The sequence below is a fragment of the Aeromonas sp. S9(2024) genome (genome assembly GCF_041403185.1).
Taxonomy (GTDB): Bacteria; Pseudomonadota; Gammaproteobacteria; order Enterobacterales; family Aeromonadaceae; genus Aeromonas; species Aeromonas enteropelogenes.
Genome location: NZ_JBGLRE010000012.1, coordinates 116742 through 138420, shown reverse-complemented (window position 1 = coordinate 138420; position 21679 = coordinate 116742). Strand labels below are relative to the sequence as shown.

Genomic DNA, 21679 nt, shown 5'->3' with positions numbered 1-21679 from the left:
AGTGTTACCTTACTTCTTCTTAGCTTCTTTAGTACGCACTTGCTCGTTGGCATAGCGTACACCCTTGCCCTTGTAGGGCTCCGGAGCGCGGTAAGCACGGATATCGGCGGCGACTTGGCCAACCAGCTGCTTGTCAACGCCACGCAGAACAACTTCAGTCTGGGACGGGCACTCAGCGGTTACACCAGCCGGCAGCTCATGCTCTACCGGGTGAGAGAAGCCCAGAGCCAGCGCGACAGCATTGCCCTTGATGGAGGCTTTGTAACCTACACCAACCAGCTGCAGCTTACGCTCGAAGCCTTGGGTAACACCGATTACCATGTTGTTGACCAATGCACGGGCAGTACCGGCCTGAGCGTCAGCACCAGCGATGCCGTCGCGCGGGGCGAACTTCAGTACATTGTCTTCTTTGGTCACTTCTACAGCGGCGTGGATAGAACGAACCAGGGAACCTTTACCACCTTTGATGGACAGTTCCTGACCGTTCAGAGTCACTTCTACGCCAGCAGGAATAGTGACGGGTGCCTTAGCAACGCGAGACATTTCCGACCTCCTATTAAGCGACGTAGCAGATGATCTCACCACCCATGCTTGCTTTGCGAGCAGCACGGTCGGTCATCACACCTTTAGACGTGGACACGATAGCAACACCGAGACCACCCATTACTTTCGGCAGATCGGTAGTGCGCTTGTAAATACGCAGGCCAGGACGGCTCACGCGTTGGATCAGTTCTACAACCGGCTTGCCCTGGAAATATTTCAGTTCAATTTCCAGTTCCGGCTTCACGTCACCAGCTACGTTGTAGCCAGCGATGTAACCTTCTTCTTTCAGCACTTTGGCAATAGCCACTTTCAGCTTGGAAGAAGGCATGGAAACCGCAACTTTGCTCGCCGCCTGACCGTTACGGATGCGGGTCAGCATATCCGCGATCGGATCTTGCATGCTCATAGTCTAACTCCCGAGATTCTTTACCAAGAGGCCTTTTTCAGGCCCGGAATTTCGCCCTTCATGGCATGCTCACGCACCTTGATGCGAGACAGGCCAAACTTGCGCAGGAAACCGTGCGGACGACCAGTAATATTGCAACGGTTACGCTGGCGGGACGGACTGGAATCACGGGGCAGCTGTTGCAGTTGCAGAACAGCATCCCAACGCGCTTCTTCAGAAGCGTTCATGTCAACGATGATAGCTTTCAGCTCGGCACGCTTGGTCGCGTACTTGGCTACCAGCTTGGCACGCTTTGCTTCGCGCGCTTTCATGGATGTTTTAGCCATAACCCTAACCTTACTTGCGGAATGGGAAGTTAAAGGCAGCCAGCAGAGCACGGCCTTCTTCATCGGTATTCGCGGAAGTGGTGATGGTGATATCCAGACCACGGACGCGATCGACTTTGTCATAGTCGATTTCCGGGAAGATGATCTGCTCACGCACGCCCATGGAGTAGTTACCACGACCGTCGAACGCTTTAGCGTTCAGGCCACGGAAGTCACGGATACGCGGTACGGAGATGCAGATCAGCCGTTCCAGGAACTCCCACATACGCTCGCCACGCAGGGTTACTTTACAACCTATCGGGTAGCCTTCACGAATCTTGAAGCCCGCAACAGATTTGCGAGCTTTGGTGATCAGCGGCTTCTGACCGGAAATGGCAGCCATGTCGGCAGCAGCATTTTCCAGCAACTTCTTGTCAGAGATCGCTTCACCAACACCCATGTTCAGGGTGATTTTCTCGATCCGAGGGACTTGCATGATAGTCTTGTAACCGAACTGCTTGGACAGTTCATTTACTACATCGGATTTGTAGTAATCATGCAGTTTCGCCATCGTTAAACTCCAATTACTTCACAAGTTCGCCGGTGGATTTGAAGAAACGAACTTTCTTGCCGTCTTCAATCCGGAAACCAACGCGGTCAGCTTTGCCAGTGGCAGAGTTGAACAGCGCTACGTTAGATACATCGATGGGGGCTTCTTTGGTGACGATACCGCCAGCCTGACCCAGTGCGGGTACCGGCTTCTGGTGCTTCTTCACCTGGTTGATGCCTTCCACGATTACCTTACCTTTGGCAATCAGGACCTGGGTGACTTTGCCACGCTTGCCCTTGTCTTTGCCGGTAAGAACAATCACTTCGTCTTCGCGACGGATTTTAGCTGCCATCGTTCGACTCCTTACAGTACTTCGGGTGCCAGGGACACAATCTTCATGAACTTCTCATTACGCAGTTCACGGGTCACCGGGCCAAAAATACGAGTACCGATTGGCTGTTGGTTGTTGTTAAGCAACACAGCCGCATTGTTGTCGAAACGGATGACAGAGCCGTCCGGACGACGAACGCCTTTACGGGTGCGTACGACCACCGCGTTATACACATCACCTTTCTTCACTTTACCGCGAGGAATGGCTTCCTTGATGGAAACCTTGATGATGTCGCCGATGCCGGCGTAACGGCGGTGCGAGCCACCCAGAACCTTAATACACATTACACTGCGAGCGCCGGAGTTGTCGGCAACACCCAGCATACTTTGCATCTGGATCATCTTAGTGCTCCGCTTTGTTTACTTCTTATCCCCAACGGGATCTGGCTGCCTTCAAAAGGCGCGAAACTATAACACAGGATTTTTAGAAAAGGTAGCCTAAAAAACAAACGGCCCCTGGAAGGGGCCGTTTGGGCAAAAAAGTACCGATTAGGCCTTTTCTACGACAGCAACCAGGGTCCAGGACTTGGTCTTGGACAGCGGGCGGCACTCGCGGATTTCCACGAGATCGCCAGCTTTGCACTCGTTGTTTTCGTCATGTACGTGCAGCTTGGTAGTACGCTTGATGATCTTACCGTAGATCGGGTGCTTTACCTTGCGCTCGATGGCAACAGTGATGGACTTGTCCATCTTGTCGCTGATTACACGACCCTGCAGAGTACGGATTTTGTCAGTCATTACGCACCTGCCTTCTCAGTCAGTACAGTCTTGATACGTGCGACGTCACGACGCACTTGTTTCAGAGTGTGAGTCTGAGCCAGCTGGCCGGTGGATGCTTGCATGCGCATGTTGAATTGCTCACGCAGCAGGCCCAGCAGTTCCTGGTTCAGTTCTTCGACGCTCTTTTGACGCAGATCTTGGGCTTTCATCACATCACCGTCTTAATTACGAAAGTGGTCTGAACAGACAGCTTAGCTGCGGCCAGGGCAAACGCTTCACGCGCCAGAGCCTCAGGTACACCGTCCATCTCGTACAGAACCTTGCCAGGCTGGATCGGGCAAACCCAGTATTCCACGTTACCCTTACCTTTACCCATACGAACTTCCAGGGGCTTCTCGGTGATGGGCTTGTCCGGGAACACACGGATCCAGATCTTACCTTGACGCTTAACGTGACGGGTCATGGCACGACGGGCTGCTTCGATTTGACGAGCAGTCAGCTGACCACGAGATGTCGCCTTCAGGCCAAAGGTACCGAAGGATACTTCGTTACCAGAGTTGGCCAGACCGCGGTTACGACCTTTGTGGGTCTTGCGGAATTTAGTACGCTTAGGTTGCAACATTTACCGAATCTCCTTACTTGGCAGCGCGGCGCTTGTTGTCACGCTTGGGCTTCGCAGGAGCTTGCTCTTGAGCAGCGGCAGCGTTGACAGCAGCCAGACCACCCAGAACTTCGCCCTTGAAGATCCAAACTTTAACGCCGATCACACCGTAAGTGGTGTGGGCTTCAGAAGTTGCGTAGTCAATGTCGGCACGCAGGGTGTGCAAAGGCACACGACCTTCACGGTACCATTCGGTACGCGCGATTTCAGCGCCGCCCAGACGACCGGAAACTTCCACTTTGATGCCCTTGGCACCCAGGCGCATGGCGTTCTGTACGGCGCGCTTCATAGCACGACGGAACATTACACGACGCTCCAGCTGGGAAGTGATGCTGTCGGCAACCAGTTTGCCATCCAGCTCCGGCTTGCGGACTTCGGAAATGTTGATCTGAGCAGGCACGCCAGCAATTGCGGCTACAGCTTTGCGCAGTTTCTCAACGTCTTCGCCTTTCTTACCGATCACAACACCCGGACGAGCGGTGTGAATGGTCACACGGATGCTCTTGGCCGGACGCTCGATGGTGATCTTGGACAAGGACGCGTTTTTCAGTTCCTTGGTCAGGAACTGGCGTACTTGAAAATCGCTGTACAGGTTGTCAGCGAAGTCTTTGGTGTTCGCGAACCAGGTAGAATTCCAAGGCTTGGTAATACCCAGGCGAATGCCATTAGGATGTACTTTCTGACCCATTGCTTATCTCCCAGCCTTAGCGTCGGATACCACTACAGTGATGTGAGCGGTACGCTTGAGGATACGATCCGCGCGACCTTTGGCACGAGGACGGATACGCTTCATGGAGGGACCTTCGTCAACCATGATAGTGGCAACACGCAGTGCGTCGATGTCGGCGCCTTCGTTGTGCTCAGCGTTGGCAATGGCAGATTCCAGCACTTTCTTCACCAGAACAGCAGCCTTTTTCGGGCTGAAGGTCAGGATGTTCAGAGCCTTGTCTACGGACAGACCACGTACTTGATCGGCTACCAGACGAGCTTTCTGGGCAGAAGTACGGGCATAACGGTGTTTAGCGATAGCTTCCATCATTTATCCCTTAGCGCTTCTTAGCCTTCTTATCAGCAGCATGGCCGCGATAAGTACGAGTAGGTGCGAATTCACCCAGTTTGTGACCGATCATTTCTTCGGTAACGAAAACCGGAACGTGCTGACGACCATTATGGACAGCGATGGTCAAACCGATCATGTTCGGGATGATCATTGAACGACGGGACCAGGTTTTAACCGGCTTTTTATCCCCGCTTTCCACCGCTTTCTCTACCTTCTTCAGCAAGTGCAGGTCGATAAATGGACCCTTCTTGAGAGAACGTGGCATGGTGATTCCTCTATGTTAACAATTACTTGTTACGACGACGTACGATGTACTTGTCGGTACGCTTGTTCTTACGGGTCTTGAAGCCTTTAGCCTTCTGGCCCCATGGGGACACAGGCTGCATGCCCTTGTTACGACCCTCACCACCACCGTGCGGGTGGTCTACCGGGTTCATCGCCATACCGCGAACGGTCGGACGAATACCACGCCAGCGGTTTGCACCGGCTTTACCCAGTTGACGCAACATGTGCTCGGAGTTACCAACTTCACCGATGGTGGCGCGGCACTCGGCCAGAACTTTACGTACTTCGCCGGAACGCAGACGCAGAGTTACATAGTTACCTTCACGAGCCAGGATCTGGATGAAAGTACCAGCGGAACGAGCCAGCTGGGCACCTTTACCAGGCTTCATCTCAACAGCGTGAACGGTAGAACCAACCGGGATGTTGCGCATCGGCAGGGCGTTACCTACCTTGATGGCTGCATCAGCACCAGAAGCGATAGCGTCACCAGCTTTCAGGCCTTTCGGAGCCAGGATGTAACGACGCTCACCGTCTGCGTACAACACCAGAGCGATGTTCGCGGTACGGTTCGGATCGTATTCCAGGCGTTCTACTTTGGCCGGGATACCGTCTTTGTCGCGCTTGAAGTCGACGATACGGTAGTGTTGCTTGTGACCACCGCCGATGTGACGGGTGGTGATGCGGCCGTTGTTGTTACGACCACCGGACTTGTCTTTCTTGTCCAGCAGAGCTGCAAAGGGCTTGCCCTTGTACAGGTCTTGGTTGACGATCTTGACGACGTGGCGGCGGCCCGGAGAAGTAGGCTTGCACTTAACGATTGCCATTTTTCAGAACTCCTCTTACTCGGCTGCGCCCATGAAGTCGATGTCCTGACCAGCTTTCAGGGTCACATAAGCCTTTTTCCAATCGGAACGACGGCCTACGCGTGCACCTGCGCGCTTGGTCTTACCCTTCATGTTCAGGGTACGGACGGTCTCAACTTCGACCTCGAACAGTTTCGCAACTGCAGCTTTGACTTCCGCCTTGGTGGCATCAATAGCAACTTTGAACACGATAGTGTTCTGCTTTTCTGCAACCATGGTGCTCTTTTCAGAGATGTGCGGAGCCTTCAGAACTTTCAGCAGACGCTCTTCACGGATCATGCCAGCATCTCCTCGATTTGCTTAACTGCGTCAGCAGTCATCAGAACCTTGTCGAAAGCGATCAGGCTGACCGGGTCGATACCGGCAACGTCACGCACGTCAACTTTGTACAGGTTACGAGCAGCCAGGAACAGGTTCTCATCGACTTCAGCAGTCACGATCAGAACGTCAGACAGTTCCATTTCTTTCAGCTTGGCGATCAGTTCTTTGGTTTTCGGAGCTTCGATGCCGAACTTCTCAACAACGATCAGGCGCTCTTGACGTACCAGCTCGGACAGGATGCTACGGATAGCGCCGCGGTACATCTTCTTGTTTACTTTCTGGCTGTGATCTTGCGGCTTAGCAGCAAAAGTCACACCACCGGAACGCCAAATGGGCGAACGGATGGAGCCAGCACGGGCACGACCAGTACCCTTCTGACGCCACGGCTTTTTGCCGCCACCAGACACTTCAGAGCGAGTCAGCTGCGCACGAGTACCCTGACGGGCACCAGCGGCATAAGCAACGACAACCTGGTGAACCAGAGCTTCGTTGAATTCGCGCCCGAAGGTAGTCTCGGAAACTTCAAGAGCGCTCTTGGCGTCTTTCATTACCAATTCCATTACTATCTCCTCAGACGTTACGCTTTGACGGCAGGTTTAACGATCACGTTGCCGTTGGTTGCACCCGGTACTGCACCTTTGATGAGCAGCAGGTTGCGTTCAGCGTCAACACGAACCAGTTCCAGGTTCTGAGTCGTTACACGCTCAGCACCCATGTGACCAGCCATCTTTTTGCCCTTGAATACACGGCCCGGGGTCTGGTTTTGACCGATGGAGCCAGGTACACGGTGGGACAGAGAGTTACCGTGGGTCATATCCTGGGTGCGGAAGTTCCAGCGCTTAACAGTACCGGCAAAACCTTTACCCTTGGATGTGCCGGTAACGTCTACCAGCTTAACGTCAGCGAGAAGATCTACTTTCAGCTCGCTACCAACAGTGAAAGTTTCACCGTTGTTCAGGCGGAATTCCCACAGACCGCGACCGGCTTCTACACCAGCTTTGGCGAAGTGGCCAGCTTCCGGCTTGGTTACGCGGCTAGCTTTCTTGGAGCCAGTGGTAACCTGAATAGCGTTGTAGCCGTCGGTTTCTACAGATTTGACCTGAGTTACACGGTTAGCTTCAACTTCGATAACAGTCACCGGGATAGAAACGCCATCTTCAGTGAAGATGCGAGTCATACCCACTTTGCGACCTACAAGACCGATTGTCATTGTTATCAACCTCTTTCCGTAATTAACCCAGGCTGATCTGGACGTCTACACCAGCTGCCAGATCCAGACGCATCAGAGCGTCTACGGTCTTGTCAGTCGGCTCAACGATGTCTACCAGACGCTTGTGAGTGCGGATCTCGTACTGATCACGCGCGTCTTTGTTGACGTGCGGGGAGATCAGAACGGTGAAACGCTCTTTGCGAGTCGGCAGCGGGATAGGACCGCGAACCTGCGCGCCAGTGCGCTTAGCAGTTTCAACGATTTCCGCAGTGGATTGATCAATCAGACGATGATCAAAAGCCTTCAGGCGGATACGGATTCTTTGGTTCTGCATTGACAGAGCTCCAATAGATAAAAGAACATAAACCAACACCGCCCGACCGAGATTGCTCCCGCCAGAGGTGTGATTTTTCACGTTTCCTCCCATATCGGGAGGACTGTATGGCTGATGCCCGTAACCGGGGAAACTCAGCAAGCAGACATATCGTCTGGCTTACCTCATGGGTAAGCGGAGGGGATTATACGGATTTTTCAAATTTGCGCAAGGGAAAGCGAACAGATTGTGCGCAATTTTATGTGACAGATGGATCTCGCACTAACCTGCTCATTTGGCGCACGAACGGGAGCCACGACAACCTCGCAAACTGGCTGATACACTGGCCCCCGCCTTCGTCAACGGAACGACTTTCAATGCTTAAAGATCAAAAGAAAGCCTATCAGTACGGACTCTGCGCCGTGGCCCTCTGGTCGACGGTCGCCAGTGCCTTCAAGATCTCTCTCACCTATTTTGAGCCGGTTCAGTTGCTGCTGGTTGCCGCCTTCACCTCGACGCTGACGCTGACCGCCATCGTTGCCAAGCAGGGCAAGTTGGCGCTGTTGCGAGATTACATCAAAGCTCGCCCCCTCTACTATCTCACGCTTGGAGTGCTGAATCCTTTCCTCTATTACCTGCTGCTATTCAAAGCGTACGACCTGTTGCCGGCCCAGCAGGCACAGACTCTCAACTACACCTGGGCCATTACGCTCAGTCTGCTGGCCGTCCCCTTCCTCGGCCAGAAGCTGCGCCGCCGCGATGGCGTCGCCATCGTGCTCGGCTACTTCGGCGCCCTGGTGATCGCCACCAAGGGGGATGTCTTCTCCCTGCAGTTTGACAGCCCGCTCGGGGTGACACTGGCACTGGTGTCCACCCTCATCTGGGCCAGCTACTGGATCCTCAATACCCGCAATCAGGGGGATCCCGTCGTCAGCCTGCTGCTCGGTTTCATCATCAGCCTGCCGTTCATTGTCGTGGCGACCTGGCTGCTCTCCGATTTCGCCATGACCGCCTGGCAGGGATGGGCAGGCGCCATCTATGTGGGCCTGTTCGAGATGGGGTTCGGCTTTGTGCTCTGGTTGATGGCGCTGCGCCATGCCACCAACACGGCCCCCATCAGCAACCTCATCTTCATTTCACCCTTTGCCTCCCTGGTGCTGCTCAACCTGCTGATCGGCGAGACCATCCACCCTGCAACCCCTATCGGGCTGGCGCTGATCGTGGCCGCCTTGCTGATCCAGCAGCTGAAATACGGCAAGCGCTATCGCAAGGCGAGCGAACCCCAGGCCTGATAATGCAAGGGGCGAATCACTCGATACGCCCCTCTTTCAATCCATCCACTCCTGCGGCTGATGCTTCGGCAAGCGGATCTCCACCTGCAGCCCTCCCCACTCCGAGCGCCCCAGCCGGATGGTACCGTGATGCTGGGCCACGATCCGGGCGACGATGGCGAGCCCAAGGCCGCTCCCCCCTGTGGTGCGCGCCAAATTGCCCTGAGTAAATGGCTTGAGCACTCGAAAGTGGTCCTGCTCCGGGATCCCGGGCCCATCATCAGAGAGGCGCAAGCGCACCCAGTGGCCATCATCCTTCAACTCGCCAAGCAGCCGGGTTGCGCCATAGCGCAATGAGTTACCCGACAGGTTACTCAGCACCCGGCGCATGCTGACCGGATTACACGCCACCCTGACCGCCTCTTCCGGCAGGGCCAGCTCGACCTCCAGCCCCTGCTCGGCATGCATCAGCAAGGCATCGTGCACCAGCTGGGTCAGGTCGACAGGATCCAGATTTTTCACCTCGTCCGGACGGATATAGTCGATGAACTGATCGATGATAGCGTTGGATTCGTCGATATCGGCGTTGATGCTCTCCTTGAGGTACTCATCCCCGGACGACATCATCTCGGTCGCCAGCCGAATGCGGGTCAGCGGCGTGCGTAGATCGTGGGAGACACCGGCCATCATCAGGTTGCGCTCCTCGATCAATCCCTTGATGGAGCTGGACATGTGGTTGAAGGTGCGGGTCAGCCGACGCACCTCCCGCGATCCCTGCTCCCCGAGCGCATCGGGAAAGTTGCCCCTCGCCACCGAGACGGCCCCGGCTTCCAGGTCTTCCAGCGGCCGCACCAGCTGGCGAGCGAAACGCCATGCGGCAAACAGGGTGATCACCAGCAAGACGCTCATGTAGAGGATCAGCGGCTCTATGTCATCATCCTCGATCTCGGTCAGGGGGATACGCACCCAGATTTTGCTGGCCTGAGGTGGCTGGATCCAGATGATGTAGTGATCCTGGATCTCGACCCGTACCTTGGTCGGGCCACCCAGCTCCTTGCTGATGTTCTCTGCCAGATAACGATAGGGCTTGGACTCCTTAAGCCCATGTTGTTCCGCCTCGCTCTGGGTGTAGATGTCGCTGCCGGTCGCCACATAGACCAGCGCCTCGGCATCGTCGCTCAACTCCAGCTGGTTGCTCTCGACCGGAAAAATCAGTTTGACCTGGTTGGCCAGCAGATGGCTGATCTGCTTGACGGTCGGCGCCAGCAGATAATTGTAGAAAGTGGCATAAGAAACGATCTGATAGACCACCAGCACGGCGGCCAGAAACCAGAGCATGCGGGAGAACATGCTACCCGCTTTTTTCATGTGCGTTCACCGTCCGGGACGAAGACGTAGCCCAATCCCCAGACAGTCTGCAGATAGCGGGGCTGGGCCGGATCCTGCTCCAGCATGCGGCGCAAGCGGGATACCTGCACGTCTATGCTGCGCTCGGTCGCCGTGTATTCGCGCCCCCTGGCCAGATTCATCAACTTGTCGCGGGAGAGCGGCTCGCGAGGGTGGCTGACCAGCACCTTGAGCACCGCAAACTCTCCGCTGGTCAGGGCCATGGGCTCGCCATCACGACTCAGTTCCCGGGTCGCCAGATTGAGCTGGTAACCACCAAAGCTGACCACTTTTTCGGCGGTAGAAGGCGCCCCCGGCAACTCGATGGTGTGGCGACGCAGCACGGCGCGGATCCGGGCCAGCAACTCGCGCGGATTGAACGGCTTGGGCAGATAGTCGTCGGCCCCCATCTCGAGCCCGACGATGCGATCTACTTCATCTCCCTTGGCGGTCAGCATCAGCACAGGGATCTGGTTGCCCCCCTCGCGCAGACGACGGCAGATGGAGAGGCCGTCTTCGCCAGGCAGCATCAGATCGAGCACCATCAGGCTGAAATTTTCGCGCGTCAGCAGACGATCGGCCTGCTCACCATTGGCCACACCGCGCACCACGAACCCCTGTTCGGTCAGGTAGCGCTCAAGCAGGGAGCGTAGTTTCAAATCGTCGTCCACGACCAGGATCTTGTATTGCTGCTGACTCATCGCTTTGCCTCTCAATATCATCTGCCTCAATACTAGGGGCCGTCAGTACGGGAGAAAAGCATAAATGTGTTACCGGTTATTACCTGGATCCCACTTCCCCACCAAGACAAAGTAGACTCAGCCCCCTGGCTACGGACCACGATTTCCCTCGACAGCAGGATGACAAAAGCTAATATTCCCGTGCAGTTAGACTCGACCTCCTCCATTTGACCAGATCACGGATCACCATGAAGACAAAGCTGATCACCCGCGAAGGTTATAACAAGCTGAAGGAAGAACTCGATTTCCTGTGGCGTCAGGAGCGCCCCGAGGTCACCAGGAAGGTCGCTTGGGCGGCCAGCCTGGGGGATCGCAGCGAAAATGCCGACTACCAGTACAACAAGAAGCGGTTGCGAGAGATCGACAGGCGGGTGCGCTATCTGCGTAAATGTCTGGAGGAGCTGGGGATCGTCGACTATTCCCCGGCCCAGGAGGGCAAGGTCTTCTTCGGCGCCTGGGTGGAGGTGGAGAGTGAAGAGGGCGAGATCAAGCGCTTTCGCATCGTCGGCTATGACGAAATCTTCGGTCGCAAGGATTACATCTCCATCGACTCCCCCATGGCCCGCGCCCTGCTCAAGAAAGAGGTCGGCGACGAGGCCATAGTACGCACGCCGGTCGGTGATGCCTGCTGGTATGTCAACGAGATCAGTTACACCAAGTAGCATGCAGGGGAAGGAGCCACTTCCCCCCAACCTTGTTTCCCCTCCCCCAGCCGATGACGCCCCCCCAATCGGCTCGAAGCGGCTTGCCCCCGGTGCGATAGGGTGGCATCCACCCGCGCGACCCCATATAGTGCTCACACTCGGCGCCGGATGGCGCGAATCGATCAACAGAGGCGCTCAACAGATACCATGACGCAAAGCATTGAGAGACAGATCGCCGGCGAGTTGAACGCTCGCCCGCAACAAATCGAAGCCGCCATTCGTCTGCTGGATGAAGGTGCCACCGTTCCCTTTATCGCCCGTTACCGCAAAGAGGTCACCGGCGGCCTGGACGACAGCCAGCTTCGCACCCTGGAGAGCCGTCTCGGCTACCTGCGCGAGTTGGCAGACCGCCGCCAGGTGATCCTGCGTTCCATTGAGGAGCAGGGCAAGCTCACCCCCGAGCTGGCCCGTGAGCTGAACGAAGCCGACAGCAAGACCCGGCTGGAAGACCTCTACCTGCCCTACAAACCCAAGCGCCGCACCAAGGGACAGATGGCCATCGAGGCCGGGCTGGAACCGCTGGCGAATCTGCTGCTGGACGACCCGATGCGGGATCCGGAGCAGGAGGCCACCGCCTTCCTCAATACCGAGCAGGGCATCACCGATAACAAGAGTGCCCTCGACGGTGCCCGTTACATCCTGATGGAGCGCTTCGCCGAACAGGCTGACCTGCTGGAAAAGCTGCGTGACTACCTGTGGCAGAACGCCACCCTGCGCGCCCGCGTGGTGGCCGGCAAGGAGCAGGAGGGGGCCAAGTTCAAGGACTACTTCGAGCACGACGAGCCGCTGCACAAGGCCCCCTCCCATCGGGTGCTGGCCATGTTGCGCGGTCGCAACGAGGGTGTGCTCAACCTGGCGCTGGTCACAGGCGAGGACGAGAGCGCCAGCCCCTGCGAGGGGATCATCGCCCACCATCTCAAGCTCAATCTGCAAAACCGCCCCGCCGACAAGTGGCTGCAGGGGGTAGTGAGCTGGACCTGGAAGATCAAGCTCTCACTGCAGATGGAGACCGAGCTCATCGGTCGTATCCGTGAGTCGGCGGAAGAGGAGGCGATCAAGGTGTTCGCCATGAACCTCAAGGATCTGCTGATGGCGGCCCCGGCCGGCATGCGTTGCACCATGGGGCTGGATCCCGGCATCCGCACCGGGGTCAAGGTGGCCGTAGTCGATGCCACCGGCAAGCTGGTCGATACCGCGACCATCTATCCGTTCGAACCGAAATGCCAGGTGGATCAGAGCCTCAAGACCCTGAGCGAACTGTGCCAGAAGCACAAGGTCGAGCTTATCAGCATCGGTAACGGCACCGCCTCGCGGGAGACCGACCGCCTGGTGAGCGACCTGTTCGAACGCTACCCCGCCGCCAAGGCCCAGAAGATTGTAGTGAGCGAAGCCGGGGCCTCGGTTTACTCCGCCTCCGAGCTCGCCTCCCTGGAGTTTCCGGATCTCGATGTCTCCCTGCGTGGCGCCGTCTCCATCGCCCGCCGCCTGCAAGACCCGCTGGCCGAGCTGGTCAAGATCGATCCCAAGAGCATCGGTGTCGGTCAGTACCAGCACGATGTCGGCCAGAGCCAGCTGGCCCGCCGACTGGATGCCGTGGTCGAGGACTGCGTGAACGCGGTGGGAGTGGATGTGAACACCGCCTCGGTCGCCCTGCTCAACCGGGTGTCCGGCCTCTCCCAGACCCTGGCCCAGAACATCGTCGCCTATCGCGATGAACATGGCGCCTTCCAGAACCGTCAACAGTTGCTGAAAGTGAGCAGGCTCGGGCCCAAGGCCTTCGAACAGTGTGCCGGCTTCCTTCGCATTCGTGGCGGCAGCAACCCGCTGGATGGCTCTGCCGTGCACCCGGAATCCTACCCCGTGGTGGAGCGGATCCTCGCCAAACTGGAACAGACGGTGGATAGCTTGCTCGGCAACAGCAGCCTGCTGCGCACCCTGAAGCCCGCCGACTACACCGACGAGCAGTTTGGCGTGCCTACCGTGACCGACATCATCGGCGAGCTAGATAAACCGGGTCGCGACCCCCGCCCCGAGTTCAAGACGGCCACCTTCAAGGAGGGTGTGGAGAAGTTAAGCGATCTGATGCCCGAAATGATACTGGAAGGGGTCGTCACCAACGTCACCAACTTCGGCGCCTTCGTCGATATCGGCGTCCATCAAGATGGCCTGGTGCACATCTCCTCCCTGACCGATCGCTTCGTCAAGGATCCCCGCGAGGTGGTCAAAGCAGGCGCCATAGTGCGGGTCAAGGTGCTGGAGGTGGATGTGCCGCGCAAACGGATCAGCCTGACCATGCGTCTGGATGAAAAGGCCGGCCAGCCGGCGCGCAAACCGGCACAGCCGCATCACTCCCATGGAGGCAATGCCAAGCTCAGACACGAATCGCGTCAAAATGCCCCTATGGGCGGCGCCATGGGCAACGCCTTTGCTGCAGCCCTCTCCAAGGCCAAGAAATAAAGCGCAGCCAGAAAATGCAAAAAGCCCCGCGAGGGGCTTTTTGCATCAGGCGCGAGCTTACTGGCTCAAGGTGTTCAGGATGCTCTCGGGATCCTGGTGCTGGGCCAGCACTTCCCGCAGTCGATTGAATGCCTTGCAGGCCTCCTGTGGATACTTGCCATAGGAGACCACGCCGGTATGGTTCCAGCCCGCCGCCAGCATTACCTTCTTCTTGAAGTGGGTCCCCTCGGTCCCACCACCACCCAGCTGCATCAAAAACTGTTCCATCTGGAGGTGTGGCGGAGGAACGCGGGAGAAAGTGGCGAAATCTTCCGGTTTGACTTCATCAAAGTGCATGACAGCTCCTGCTAGATAGGATGGGCCTGACCTTCAGATTAGTTGCAAAACCGGGGAACAAAGAAAAGTATCGCGCAGGGAATTCAGACCTGGAGATTAAGGGAGTGGCCAGCCGCCGGACTGACCGCTTGCTGGTAGCGGCCGGCTATCACCTGGTTGCGTCGATCCATGTAAGTACTCAGCACGCCCGTGGTCGCGGGATCATGCTCGGCCATCAGTGCCTTGCGGGCCTTGGCCTCTGTTGAGGCAGCACTGCGGGCTACGCTCAAGTCCTGGGCAGAGGGCTCGGCAGGAGCAAGGGCCGCAGCACGGACCTGTTGCATCTTGGCAATGGTGGCTTCGGGATCTCCCGCCACCTCGCCAGTATCGATAGACACTTCACCGCCAGTGGCATAACGCTTGCCATCCGGCCCCAACGAAAATTGGTAGGTAGGCGCACCGGCATAAGCGCCACCGACAGACTGGTGCGCCTGCTCATGGGTACGCACCTCCTGATCTCGGTCACTCAGCTCCTTGACCTGTTGCTCCTGCCGTTGTTGCTGTTCCTGCTGCTTGGGATCCTGTTGCTTGCGCTGCCCATCTTCACCAGTCGCCTCGACAAAACGGTGATCCAGGGCATGGGGAATCGTGGGCTGAGTTGACTCACGATTGTTCTGGGCCGGCAAAGTGCTGCTGGCCGTCTGACCGGCTTTCGATTTCTCTTTCTGGGAACCGACTTCGGTTTCGGCGCTGGATGCCTGTCCGGAGCGGGTCTGCGGGATCAGCTCGGCCCGGCGATTATCCGTCCTGGCCGCTTCCACTTGAGGTTGCAGCTGGGTAGGGATCAGCGTGGGCAGGCTGACATTGACGTTCATATCACACCCGGATATCGATCAGGGTGCCCATCATATCGCTGGCGGTCTGCATCACCTTGGTGGAGGCACCGGCCTGGATCTCCGCCACCTTGAGGTTGACCAGCTCATCCGTCACTTGCACCTGATCGCCACTCGGGGTATTGAGGCGGGCGATCTGGCTGGACGCCCGATCGGCGATCTGTTCAGCTCGCTGGAACCCCTGCACCCCGCTGTTGAAGGCAGATTCAATACGCATGATGTAACTCCTCTGGGAACAGATTAATTATCCGTCACCTCGGAGGATTAATGAAGCTTTCAGGCTGTTTTTTAGCCAACAAAATGCCTGATGGCTTCAACAAACTCCGTTGGATGGGAGATAAAAGGCGCATGCGAGGCCTTGTTGAAGGTCACGCTGCGACTGGCGGAGTAACGCTCGTCCAGTAGGGGAATGACCGCCTTGGGCACCAGTGAATCCAGTCGGCCATAGACCCGCAGCCAGGGCAGTGAAAGCGACGCCAACTCATCGCGCAGATCGATGTCGGCCAGCAAACCGAGTCCGGCCTCCAGCGCGGCCAGTTGCGGAGCCGGCCGTTCAGCCAACCAGTGGCGCAGCTGACGGATATCGTCGCGGGCATGTTCGCTGCCCATCGCCTGGATTGCGAGGAAGCGCTCTATGGTCTGGCGAAAATCCCCTGCCAGCATCTGGTTGAAGCCGGTCAACACCTTGGGGGCAATCCCGGGCCACTCGTCGCGGGCCATAAAGCAGGGGGAACTGGCTACCGTGATAAGGCTTGCGACACGCTCGGGATGGCTCAGGGCAATCTGGCTGGCGACCAGACCACCGAGGGACCAGCCGAGCAGATGGCATTTTTCCGGCAATACGGCCGCAACCTGCTCCGCTAGCCAGGAGAGGCTGTAATCGACCGTATCGGCCAGCGGGCTGTTGCCAAACCCCGGCAGATCCACCAGATGTACCCGGTAATTTTCCGCCAATGGCGGGACAATGCCATGCCAGACGGCGCCGTTCATCCCCCATCCGTGCAACAGCACCAGATCGGGCCCATGACCAAACCGCTCTACCGATACGCTCATCTAGACTCAAGATCCTTGTTCATGTCTCTGGGGTCAGCATGTTAAAGCGACTGCTCGTCAAAGCAAGTCCGCTGCTCGGCAGTCATAGTGACTGGCAAGGGAGTTGTCTGCTCTGTCATCAGTCCTGTGATGCCGAGCCCTTGCTGTGCAGTTGGTGCCGAGAGGCCCTGCGGCAGCCTCATCCAAGATGCCGCCTGTGTGCTGCGCCCTTGCAGGAATATATGAAAGAAAGCCTGTGGGTATGCGGCCGCTGTCAGCGCCGTCCTCCCCCCTGGGAGCGGTTGCAGGTTATTGGCGATTACCTGACGCCTTACCCCCTGCTGATCCCCCGGTTGAAATATGCAGGCCAGACCTTGCTGGCACCCTTGCTCGCTCGCCTGTTGGCGGACCATCTCGATCAAAGCGATCCGCCGGAAGCCATCATCCCAGTGCCCCTGCACTGGTGGCGTCACTGGTGGCGAGGCTTCAACCAGGCGGAAGAGATTGGTCGCGCACTCGGCGAGATAACCGGCATCCCGCTCGACCAGCGGTTGCTGCAGCGCATCAAGGCCACCCCGCAGCAGACCCGGCTCACCGCCGGCCAGCGACGGCGCAATCTGCGCGGCGCGTTCAGAGTCTCTTCCCATCAATATCGTCACGTCGCCCTGCTTGATGATGTAGTGACCACAGGCGCCACCGCGGGCCAGCTCACCCGCCTGCTCCATGAGAGCGGCATCACAAAGGTTGAAGTGTGGGCAATATGCCGTACTCTCAAGCACATCAAGTAACCCTCTGCATGCTACCCAAGCCCGGATAACCGCGTTATCATGAATACCCTAGTCGTACACTCAGGTTTGTGAGGATAGTGATGATCAGCATTTCCGACGCCGCCCAGGCACATTTCCGTAAACTGTTGGAAAAACAGCCTGACGGCACCAATATCCGGGTGTTTGTGGTCAATCCGGGAACCCAGAATGCCGAGTGTGGCGTCTCCTATTGCCCGCCCGATGCAGTCGATCCGGAAGATCAGCACCTGCCCTTCAGCGGTTTCGACTGCATGGTCGATCCCCTGAGTGCCCCCTTCCTGGTGGATGCCACCATCGATTTCGTCACCGATCAGATGGGTTCCCAGCTGACCCTGAAGGCCCCCAACGCCAAGATGCGCAAGGTAGCCGACGATGCCCCGCTGATCGAACGTATCGAGTACGCCCTCATCTCCGAGGTGAACCCCATGCTGGCCGGTCACGGCGGTAAGGTGACCCTGACCGAGCTGACCGAAGATGGTTACGCCATCCTGCAGTTTGGCGGTGGTTGCAATGGTTGCTCCATGGTCGATTACACCCTGAAAGAGGGGATCGAGAAGCAGCTGCTGGAGAAGTTCCCGGGCGAGCTCAAGGGCGTGAAAGACGCCACCGAGCACCAGCGCGGCGACCACTCCTACTACTGATGACGCCTTGCCTTAGTGGCAAAAAAAGGCCCCGCCAACTGGCGGGGCCTTTTGCATCGGGCAATCGGCAGATTACTCGTCCTTCTTGTCTCGTGACAAGAGAGCGATAGCAGCCTCTTTCGGGTTTTTCCCCTCGTAGAGCACCTTGAAGATCTGCTCGCAGATGGGCATCTCGACGCCGCAGCGGGCCGCCAGCAGATGCACCTCCTTGGTATTGCGATACCCCTCCACCACCTGACCGATCTCGGTCATGGCAGTGTCCACATCCTTGCCCGCCCCGAGGGCCAGACCGAAGCGGCGGTTGCGCGACTGGTTGTCGGTACAGGTGAGCACCAGATCCCCGAGCCCCGCCATCCCCATGAAGGTCTTGCCATCGGCGCCAAGCGCGGCGCCCAGGCGCTGCATCTCCACCAGGCCCCGGGTGATGAGGGCGGTTCTGGCATTGGCACCAAACCCCAGCCCGTCGGAGAGACCGGCCCCGATGGCGATGACGTTCTTCACTGCCCCACCCAGCTGCAGGCCGACGAAGTCCGGGTTGGTATAGACCCGGAACGAGCGGCCGCAATGGAGCAGTTGGGAGAGATCCTCGGCAAAATCATCGTGGGTCGAAGCGACCGAGATGGCGGTCGGCAGACCGGCGGCCAGCTCTTTGGCAAAAGTGGGGCCGGAAATCACCGCCAGCGGCATGGCATCACCCAGCACCTCGCGGGCCACGTCCTGCAACAGACGGCCGCTGTCCGGCTCCAGACCCTTGGTGGCCCAGGCGATACGGGTGTCAGGGCGCAGGAAAGGTTTGACCTGGGCCAGCACCTGGCCAAACACATGGCTCGGCACAACCAGCAGCAAAACGGGCGCGGCCTGCACCGCCTGTTGCAGATCGGCTGTCAGCTGCAGATCGGCGGGAAAGGGGACATCCGGCAGAAAAGCCTTGTTGCAGCGATCTTGTTCCAGCTCGGCGACATGGGCGGGATCGTGACCCCACAACAGGGTCGGATGGCCATTGCGCGCCAGAGAAATGGCAAGGGCGGAGCCGTAAGACCCCGCCCCCAAGACCGAGATAGCGATCTGGTCAGCCATTATCAGGCTTCCGCGGTCGCCTGCTGGGCCTGAGCTTGCGCCATGTGCTGGGCAAACAGGGCATCGAAGTTGACCGGTGCCAGGTTCAGCTGCGGGAAGGAACCCTTGCTCACCATGTTGGCCACGGCTTCACGAGCATACGGGAACAGGATGTTCGGGCAGAAGGCAGCCAGGCAGTGAGCCAGCTGCGGCTCAGGCAGGTTGCCGATGGTGAAGATGCCAGCCTGCTGCACTTCGCACAGGAAGGCAGTCTCTTCACCCAGCTTGCAGGTGACGGTCAGGGTCAGTACGACTTCGTAGACGCTGTCGGCCAGGATGTTGGTCTTGGTATCCATGTCCAGCTTGACGTCCGGCTGCCACTCTTTCTGGAAGATGTGCGGAGTGTTGGGCGCTTCGAAGGAGACATCCTTGGTGTAAACACGCTGGATGTGGAATTCCGGTTGTACTTCCTGGTTGTTGATCTCGTCAGCCATTTCGTTTGATTCCTTTTTATATGGATAAGTGGGCACAGGCCCTTACATCAGCGTTTCTTGGTGACCGGCAGATTCTCTGCACGCCACTGGGCCATGCCACCGCCGAGCACATATACCTGCTTGAAGCCAGCCTTGCTCAGCTGACGGCCGGCGCCGCCCGCAGTCATTCCCGACTCGCACACCACTATGATGGGGGCATCTTTATGCTTTTCAACCGGCCCCAAGTTATTGCTCTGGATCTGGGCGAGCGGCAGATGCTGGGCACCAGCCAGATGACCCTTGGCATAATCTTCCTGACTGCGAATATCCACCACTGTGGCATTCTCACGGTTGATCAGCAGGGTGGCAGTGTGATTGTTGACGGTTTTCACCGGAGACAAACGGGCACGCACAGTGGTGTAAACCAGGGTGCCCGCCAGGCCCAACCAAGCTGCCGTCAGCAGCGGGTTGCGGGCCGCAAAATCCAAATACTCTTGCATCTTCTACTATCCAGGGACCAAGACAAGGGCCCGAGTATACATGGGGGTGTGGCTAAGATCAGCCATCTTGGCGGCAAAGCGCGAGCAGGCTCCCATCATGCGCTAGCTCGATCAGGAGGAGCGGAGAGCCCCCTACTGGGCGATGGGAGGCAGCCTTGGCTATCAGGTGACTATTTCGGCAGATGTAGTAATATTACGCTAGTTTCATTTCCCGCATTTTTTCCAATCCGAGAGGACATAGCCTTATGTCAACAGCTAAGAAACCTTTGGTTCTGGTCATCATGGACGGTTGGGGCTACAGCACCAAGCAAGAGCACAATGCCGTCGCCGCCGCCAAGACTCCCAATCTCGATCGTCTGGCTCGTGACTACACCAGCACCCTGATCTCTGGCTCCGGCCTGGACGTGGGCCTGCCGGATGGCCAGATGGGCAACTCCGAAGTCGGCCACGTCAACATCGGTGCCGGCCGCATCGTCTATCAGGAGCTGACCCGCATCTCCAAAGACATCCAGGATGGTCCTTTCTTCGACAACGTCGAACTGGCCAAGGCTGTTGACGCTGCCGTGTCCAATGGCAAGGCCGTTCACATCATGGGTCTGATGTCCCCGGGCGGCGTACACAGCCACGAAGAGCACATCATGGGCATGATCGAGATGGCCGCCAAACGTGGTGCCGAGAAGATCTACTTCCACGCCTTCCTGGATGGCCGTGACGTGCCGCCGCGCTCCGCCCAGTCCTCCATCGAGCTGTTCGATGCCCTGTTCGCCAAGCTGGGCAAGGGGCGTTTCGCCTCCATGATCGGCCGTTACTACGCCATGGACCGGGACAACCGCTGGGATCGCGTACAGCAGGCCTATGACCTGATGACCCAGGGCAAGGGCGAGTTTACCGCTGCTTCCGCCACCGAGGCCCTGGCTGCCGCCTATGCTCGTGACGAGAACGACGAGTTCGTCAAGGCGACCCGCATCGGCGAAGCCGCACCCATGGTTGATGGCGATGCCCTGATCTTCATGAACTTCCGTGCCGACCGCGCCCGTGAAATCACCCGCGCCTTCGTTGATACCGACTTCACCGGCTTCGCTCGTGCCGCCGAACCCAAGCTGAACTTCGTGATGCTGACCGAGTACGCGGCCGACATCAAAACCGCCTGCGCCTACCCGCCGACCGCCCTGGTCAACACCCTGGGTGAGTGGCTGGCCAAGCAGGGCAAAACCCAGCTGCGCATCTCCGAAACCGAGAAGTACGCTCACGTCACCTTCTTCTTCAACGGCGGCGAAGAGGCCTGCTTCACCGGTGAAGATCGCGAAATTGTGGCGAGCCCGAAAGTGGCGACCTACGACCTTCAGCCGGAAATGAGCTCCGGCGAGCTGACCGACAAGCTGGTTGCGGCCATCAAGAGCGGCAAGTACGACGTCATCATCTGCAACTACCCGAACGGCGACATGGTCGGCCACACCGGCGTGTTCGATGCAGCCGTCAAGGCGTGTGAAGCCGTCGACCACTGCATCGGTCGCGTCACCGACGCGCTGGCCGAAGTAGGTGGCGAGTGCCTGATCACCGCCGACCACGGCAACGCCGAGAAGATGATGGACGAAGAGACCGGTCAGGCGCACACCGCCCACACCAACCTGCCGGTTCCGCTCATCTACTTCGGTCGCAAAGCCGAGGTGGTAGAAGGTGGCAAACTGTCCGATCTGGCTCCCACCATGCTGACCCTGATGGGTCTGCCGGTGCCACCGGAAATGACTGGCAAGCCCCTGATGATTCTGAAATAATCC

Annotated in this window: 32 protein-coding genes; 6 read left to right on the top strand and 26 right to left on the bottom strand. The window is 57.9% G+C overall.

Annotated features, from left to right (window positions below):
• Positions 1-9: 9 nt before the first annotated feature.
• The 17 genes from rplF to rpsJ all read right to left on the bottom strand — a co-directional run bounded on the left by rplF (position 10) and on the right by rpsJ (position 7648).
• Entirely contained in the window at positions 10-543 is a 534-nt protein-coding gene (gene rplF / locus ACB028_RS17775; protein ID WP_026456045.1) for a 50S ribosomal protein L6, read from the bottom strand.
• 13 nt (positions 544-556) lie between these two features.
• Positions 557-949 (bottom strand): 30S ribosomal protein S8, encoded by a 393-nt coding sequence (gene rpsH, locus ACB028_RS17770; RefSeq protein WP_010672564.1) that lies wholly within the window; start codon positions 947-949, stop codon positions 557-559.
• Between the two features lie 20 nt (positions 950-969).
• The gene (gene rpsN, locus ACB028_RS17765) at positions 970-1275 is read right to left on the bottom strand and encodes a 30S ribosomal protein S14 (RefSeq protein ID WP_005340609.1); all 306 of its coding nucleotides are present in this window, start codon (positions 1273-1275) and stop codon (positions 970-972) included.
• A 10-nt stretch (positions 1276-1285) separates the two neighbouring features.
• A complete protein-coding gene (rplE, locus tag ACB028_RS17760) occupies positions 1286-1825 on the bottom strand; it encodes a 50S ribosomal protein L5 (protein WP_005331162.1) in 540 nt (179 codons plus the stop codon).
• Positions 1826-1838: 13 nt separating this feature from the next.
• Positions 1839-2156 (bottom strand): 50S ribosomal protein L24, encoded by a 318-nt coding sequence (gene rplX / locus ACB028_RS17755; protein WP_005307977.1) that lies wholly within the window; start codon positions 2154-2156, stop codon positions 1839-1841.
• Between the two features lie 11 nt (positions 2157-2167).
• A complete protein-coding gene (rplN, locus tag ACB028_RS17750; protein ID WP_005307975.1) occupies positions 2168-2536 on the bottom strand; it encodes a 50S ribosomal protein L14 in 369 nt (122 codons plus the stop codon).
• 147 nt (positions 2537-2683) lie between these two features.
• Positions 2684-2932 carry a 30S ribosomal protein S17 gene (gene rpsQ / locus ACB028_RS17745; RefSeq protein WP_005307966.1) on the bottom strand — a complete coding sequence of 83 codons (249 nt, stop codon included), beginning with the start codon at positions 2930-2932 and terminating at the stop codon, positions 2684-2686.
• Entirely contained in the window at positions 2932-3123 is a 192-nt protein-coding gene (gene rpmC, locus ACB028_RS17740; RefSeq protein ID WP_005307965.1) for a 50S ribosomal protein L29, read from the bottom strand. The genes rpsQ and rpmC overlap by 1 nt, the downstream gene beginning before the upstream one ends.
• Positions 3123-3536 carry a 50S ribosomal protein L16 gene (gene rplP, locus ACB028_RS17735; RefSeq protein ID WP_005307963.1) on the bottom strand — a complete coding sequence of 138 codons (414 nt, stop codon included), beginning with the start codon at positions 3534-3536 and terminating at the stop codon, positions 3123-3125. Before rplP ends, rpmC begins: the two co-directional genes overlap by 1 nt.
• 13 nt (positions 3537-3549) lie before the next feature.
• On the bottom strand, positions 3550-4263 hold the full coding sequence (gene rpsC / locus ACB028_RS17730; RefSeq protein ID WP_005331168.1) for a 30S ribosomal protein S3: 714 nt from the start codon (positions 4261-4263) through the stop codon (positions 3550-3552).
• A gap of 3 nt (positions 4264-4266) precedes the next feature.
• Positions 4267-4611: a 50S ribosomal protein L22 gene (gene rplV, locus ACB028_RS17725; protein ID WP_005319741.1), complete on the bottom strand. Its 345-nt coding sequence runs from the start codon at positions 4609-4611 to the stop codon at positions 4267-4269.
• 10 nt (positions 4612-4621) lie between these two features.
• Complete coding sequence (gene rpsS / locus ACB028_RS17720; protein ID WP_005307960.1) at positions 4622-4900, bottom strand: 30S ribosomal protein S19; 279 nt, start codon at positions 4898-4900, stop codon at positions 4622-4624.
• 22 nt (positions 4901-4922) lie between these two features.
• The gene (gene rplB, locus ACB028_RS17715; protein WP_026456043.1) at positions 4923-5744 is read right to left on the bottom strand and encodes a 50S ribosomal protein L2; all 822 of its coding nucleotides are present in this window, start codon (positions 5742-5744) and stop codon (positions 4923-4925) included.
• A gap of 15 nt (positions 5745-5759) precedes the next feature.
• Positions 5760-6062, bottom strand: coding sequence for a 50S ribosomal protein L23 (gene rplW, locus ACB028_RS17710; RefSeq protein ID WP_342011043.1), 303 nt, complete (start codon positions 6060-6062; stop codon positions 5760-5762).
• Positions 6059-6664, bottom strand: a complete 606-nt coding sequence (gene rplD / locus ACB028_RS17705; protein ID WP_005307949.1) for a 50S ribosomal protein L4 — start codon at positions 6662-6664, stop codon at positions 6059-6061. Before rplD ends, rplW begins: the two co-directional genes overlap by 4 nt.
• Positions 6665-6681: 17 nt before the next feature.
• A complete protein-coding gene (gene rplC / locus ACB028_RS17700; protein WP_005307947.1) occupies positions 6682-7314 on the bottom strand; it encodes a 50S ribosomal protein L3 in 633 nt (210 codons plus the stop codon).
• 22 nt (positions 7315-7336) lie between these two features.
• Positions 7337-7648 carry a 30S ribosomal protein S10 gene (gene rpsJ, locus ACB028_RS17695; RefSeq protein ID WP_005307944.1) on the bottom strand — a complete coding sequence of 104 codons (312 nt, stop codon included), beginning with the start codon at positions 7646-7648 and terminating at the stop codon, positions 7337-7339.
• 356 nt (positions 7649-8004) lie between these two features.
• Here rpsJ and ACB028_RS17690 point away from each other — a divergent pair, with 356 nt between their 5' ends.
• Positions 8005-8919, top strand: coding sequence for a DMT family transporter (locus ACB028_RS17690; RefSeq protein WP_042027323.1), 915 nt, complete (start codon positions 8005-8007; stop codon positions 8917-8919).
• A 36-nt stretch (positions 8920-8955) separates the two neighbouring features.
• Here ACB028_RS17690 and envZ read toward each other — a convergent pair whose 3' ends face one another.
• Both envZ and ompR read right to left on the bottom strand, forming a co-directional pair.
• The gene (envZ, locus tag ACB028_RS17685; protein WP_371144855.1) at positions 8956-10266 is read right to left on the bottom strand and encodes a two-component system sensor histidine kinase EnvZ; all 1311 of its coding nucleotides are present in this window, start codon (positions 10264-10266) and stop codon (positions 8956-8958) included.
• Positions 10263-10985, bottom strand: a complete 723-nt coding sequence (gene ompR, locus ACB028_RS17680) for a two-component system response regulator OmpR (protein WP_026458451.1) — start codon at positions 10983-10985, stop codon at positions 10263-10265. Before ompR ends, envZ begins: the two co-directional genes overlap by 4 nt.
• 227 nt (positions 10986-11212) lie before the next feature.
• Between ompR and greB the strand changes: the two genes are divergently transcribed.
• Both greB and ACB028_RS17670 read left to right on the top strand, forming a co-directional pair.
• Positions 11213-11686, top strand: a complete 474-nt coding sequence (gene greB, locus ACB028_RS17675) for a transcription elongation factor GreB (protein WP_042027321.1) — start codon at positions 11213-11215, stop codon at positions 11684-11686.
• A gap of 189 nt (positions 11687-11875) precedes the next feature.
• Positions 11876-14185: a Tex family protein gene (locus ACB028_RS17670; protein WP_371144854.1), complete on the top strand. Its 2310-nt coding sequence runs from the start codon at positions 11876-11878 to the stop codon at positions 14183-14185.
• Between the two features lie 57 nt (positions 14186-14242).
• On the opposite strand, the gene ACB028_RS17665 is transcribed toward ACB028_RS17670, so the two are convergent.
• The 4 genes from ACB028_RS17665 to bioH form a co-directional block, all read right to left on the bottom strand.
• Positions 14243-14521, bottom strand: a complete 279-nt coding sequence (locus ACB028_RS17665; protein WP_026456822.1) for a hypothetical protein — start codon at positions 14519-14521, stop codon at positions 14243-14245.
• An 83-nt stretch (positions 14522-14604) separates the two neighbouring features.
• Positions 14605-15375: a putative metalloprotease CJM1_0395 family protein gene (locus ACB028_RS17660; protein ID WP_216993450.1), complete on the bottom strand. Its 771-nt coding sequence runs from the start codon at positions 15373-15375 to the stop codon at positions 14605-14607.
• Between the two features lies 1 nt (position 15376).
• Positions 15377-15610 carry a flagellar hook protein FlgE gene (locus ACB028_RS17655; RefSeq protein ID WP_042027316.1) on the bottom strand — a complete coding sequence of 78 codons (234 nt, stop codon included), beginning with the start codon at positions 15608-15610 and terminating at the stop codon, positions 15377-15379.
• A 71-nt stretch (positions 15611-15681) separates the two neighbouring features.
• Positions 15682-16446: a pimeloyl-ACP methyl ester esterase BioH gene (gene bioH / locus ACB028_RS17650; RefSeq protein ID WP_371144853.1), complete on the bottom strand. Its 765-nt coding sequence runs from the start codon at positions 16444-16446 to the stop codon at positions 15682-15684.
• 38 nt (positions 16447-16484) lie between these two features.
• Here bioH and ACB028_RS17645 point away from each other — a divergent pair, with 38 nt between their 5' ends.
• Both ACB028_RS17645 and nfuA read left to right on the top strand, forming a co-directional pair.
• On the top strand, positions 16485-17213 hold the full coding sequence (locus ACB028_RS17645; protein ID WP_371144852.1) for a ComF family protein: 729 nt from the start codon (positions 16485-16487) through the stop codon (positions 17211-17213).
• Between the two features lie 80 nt (positions 17214-17293).
• Positions 17294-17872, top strand: a complete 579-nt coding sequence (gene nfuA, locus ACB028_RS17640; RefSeq protein ID WP_026456827.1) for a Fe-S biogenesis protein NfuA — start codon at positions 17294-17296, stop codon at positions 17870-17872.
• 72 nt (positions 17873-17944) lie between these two features.
• Here the strand turns inward: nfuA and gpsA are convergent, their stop codons facing one another.
• Genes gpsA through ACB028_RS17625 form a run of 3 tightly spaced genes read right to left on the bottom strand, consistent with a single transcriptional unit; the run spans position 17945 to position 19901 of the window.
• On the bottom strand, positions 17945-18949 hold the full coding sequence (gpsA, locus tag ACB028_RS17635; protein WP_201942489.1) for an NAD(P)H-dependent glycerol-3-phosphate dehydrogenase: 1005 nt from the start codon (positions 18947-18949) through the stop codon (positions 17945-17947).
• A 2-nt stretch (positions 18950-18951) separates the two neighbouring features.
• Positions 18952-19422, bottom strand: coding sequence for a protein-export chaperone SecB (gene secB / locus ACB028_RS17630; RefSeq protein WP_026457218.1), 471 nt, complete (start codon positions 19420-19422; stop codon positions 18952-18954).
• A gap of 47 nt (positions 19423-19469) precedes the next feature.
• Positions 19470-19901 (bottom strand): rhodanese-like domain-containing protein, encoded by a 432-nt coding sequence (locus ACB028_RS17625; RefSeq protein WP_042027311.1) that lies wholly within the window; start codon positions 19899-19901, stop codon positions 19470-19472.
• Positions 19902-20146: 245 nt separating this feature from the next.
• Here ACB028_RS17625 and gpmM point away from each other — a divergent pair, with 245 nt between their 5' ends.
• Positions 20147-21676, top strand: coding sequence for a 2,3-bisphosphoglycerate-independent phosphoglycerate mutase (gene gpmM, locus ACB028_RS17620; RefSeq protein ID WP_342013763.1), 1530 nt, complete (start codon positions 20147-20149; stop codon positions 21674-21676).
• Positions 21677-21679: the final 3 nt, after the last annotated feature.

What these genes read in the sequence shown, in the direction of transcription:
- rplF (WP_026456045.1), bottom strand. Translation starts at nt 543, where the DNA reads ATGTCTCGCGTTGCTAAGGCACCCGTCACTATTCCTGCTGGCGTAGAA.
- rpsH (WP_010672564.1), bottom strand. Translation starts at nt 949, where the DNA reads ATGAGCATGCAAGATCCGATCGCGGATATGCTGACCCGCATCCGTAAC.
- rpsN (WP_005340609.1), bottom strand. Translation starts at nt 1,275, where the DNA reads ATGGCTAAAACATCCATGAAAGCGCGCGAAGCAAAGCGTGCCAAGCTG.
- rplE (WP_005331162.1), bottom strand. Translation starts at nt 1,825, where the DNA reads ATGGCGAAACTGCATGATTACTACAAATCCGATGTAGTAAATGAACTG.
- rplX (WP_005307977.1), bottom strand. Translation starts at nt 2,156, where the DNA reads ATGGCAGCTAAAATCCGTCGCGAAGACGAAGTGATTGTTCTTACCGGC.
- rplN (WP_005307975.1), bottom strand. Translation starts at nt 2,536, where the DNA reads ATGATCCAGATGCAAAGTATGCTGGGTGTTGCCGACAACTCCGGCGCT.
- rpsQ (WP_005307966.1), bottom strand. Translation starts at nt 2,932, where the DNA reads ATGACTGACAAAATCCGTACTCTGCAGGGTCGTGTAATCAGCGACAAG.
- rpmC (WP_005307965.1), bottom strand. Translation starts at nt 3,123, where the DNA reads ATGAAAGCCCAAGATCTGCGTCAAAAGAGCGTCGAAGAACTGAACCAG.
- rplP (WP_005307963.1), bottom strand. Translation starts at nt 3,536, where the DNA reads ATGTTGCAACCTAAGCGTACTAAATTCCGCAAGACCCACAAAGGTCGT.
- rpsC (WP_005331168.1), bottom strand. Translation starts at nt 4,263, where the DNA reads ATGGGTCAGAAAGTACATCCTAATGGCATTCGCCTGGGTATTACCAAG.
- rplV (WP_005319741.1), bottom strand. Translation starts at nt 4,611, where the DNA reads ATGGAAGCTATCGCTAAACACCGTTATGCCCGTACTTCTGCCCAGAAA.
- rpsS (WP_005307960.1), bottom strand. Translation starts at nt 4,900, where the DNA reads ATGCCACGTTCTCTCAAGAAGGGTCCATTTATCGACCTGCACTTGCTG.
- rplB (WP_026456043.1), bottom strand. Translation starts at nt 5,744, where the DNA reads ATGGCAATCGTTAAGTGCAAGCCTACTTCTCCGGGCCGCCGCCACGTC.
- rplW (WP_342011043.1), bottom strand. Translation starts at nt 6,062, where the DNA reads ATGATCCGTGAAGAGCGTCTGCTGAAAGTTCTGAAGGCTCCGCACATC.
- rplD (WP_005307949.1), bottom strand. Translation starts at nt 6,664, where the DNA reads ATGGAATTGGTAATGAAAGACGCCAAGAGCGCTCTTGAAGTTTCCGAG.
- rplC (WP_005307947.1), bottom strand. Translation starts at nt 7,314, where the DNA reads ATGACAATCGGTCTTGTAGGTCGCAAAGTGGGTATGACTCGCATCTTC.
- rpsJ (WP_005307944.1), bottom strand. Translation starts at nt 7,648, where the DNA reads ATGCAGAACCAAAGAATCCGTATCCGCCTGAAGGCTTTTGATCATCGT.
- ACB028_RS17690 (WP_042027323.1), top strand. Translation starts at nt 8,005, where the DNA reads ATGCTTAAAGATCAAAAGAAAGCCTATCAGTACGGACTCTGCGCCGTG.
- envZ (WP_371144855.1), bottom strand. Translation starts at nt 10,266, where the DNA reads ATGAAAAAAGCGGGTAGCATGTTCTCCCGCATGCTCTGGTTTCTGGCC.
- ompR (WP_026458451.1), bottom strand. Translation starts at nt 10,985, where the DNA reads ATGAGTCAGCAGCAATACAAGATCCTGGTCGTGGACGACGATTTGAAA.
- greB (WP_042027321.1), top strand. Translation starts at nt 11,213, where the DNA reads ATGAAGACAAAGCTGATCACCCGCGAAGGTTATAACAAGCTGAAGGAA.
- ACB028_RS17670 (WP_371144854.1), top strand. Translation starts at nt 11,876, where the DNA reads ATGACGCAAAGCATTGAGAGACAGATCGCCGGCGAGTTGAACGCTCGC.
- ACB028_RS17665 (WP_026456822.1), bottom strand. Translation starts at nt 14,521, where the DNA reads ATGCACTTTGATGAAGTCAAACCGGAAGATTTCGCCACTTTCTCCCGC.
- ACB028_RS17660 (WP_216993450.1), bottom strand. Translation starts at nt 15,375, where the DNA reads ATGAACGTCAATGTCAGCCTGCCCACGCTGATCCCTACCCAGCTGCAA.
- ACB028_RS17655 (WP_042027316.1), bottom strand. Translation starts at nt 15,610, where the DNA reads ATGCGTATTGAATCTGCCTTCAACAGCGGGGTGCAGGGGTTCCAGCGA.
- bioH (WP_371144853.1), bottom strand. Translation starts at nt 16,446, where the DNA reads ATGAGCGTATCGGTAGAGCGGTTTGGTCATGGGCCCGATCTGGTGCTG.
- ACB028_RS17645 (WP_371144852.1), top strand. Translation starts at nt 16,485, where the DNA reads ATGTTAAAGCGACTGCTCGTCAAAGCAAGTCCGCTGCTCGGCAGTCAT.
- nfuA (WP_026456827.1), top strand. Translation starts at nt 17,294, where the DNA reads ATGATCAGCATTTCCGACGCCGCCCAGGCACATTTCCGTAAACTGTTG.
- gpsA (WP_201942489.1), bottom strand. Translation starts at nt 18,949, where the DNA reads ATGGCTGACCAGATCGCTATCTCGGTCTTGGGGGCGGGGTCTTACGGC.
- secB (WP_026457218.1), bottom strand. Translation starts at nt 19,422, where the DNA reads ATGGCTGACGAGATCAACAACCAGGAAGTACAACCGGAATTCCACATC.
- ACB028_RS17625 (WP_042027311.1), bottom strand. Translation starts at nt 19,901, where the DNA reads ATGCAAGAGTATTTGGATTTTGCGGCCCGCAACCCGCTGCTGACGGCA.
- gpmM (WP_342013763.1), top strand. Translation starts at nt 20,147, where the DNA reads ATGTCAACAGCTAAGAAACCTTTGGTTCTGGTCATCATGGACGGTTGG.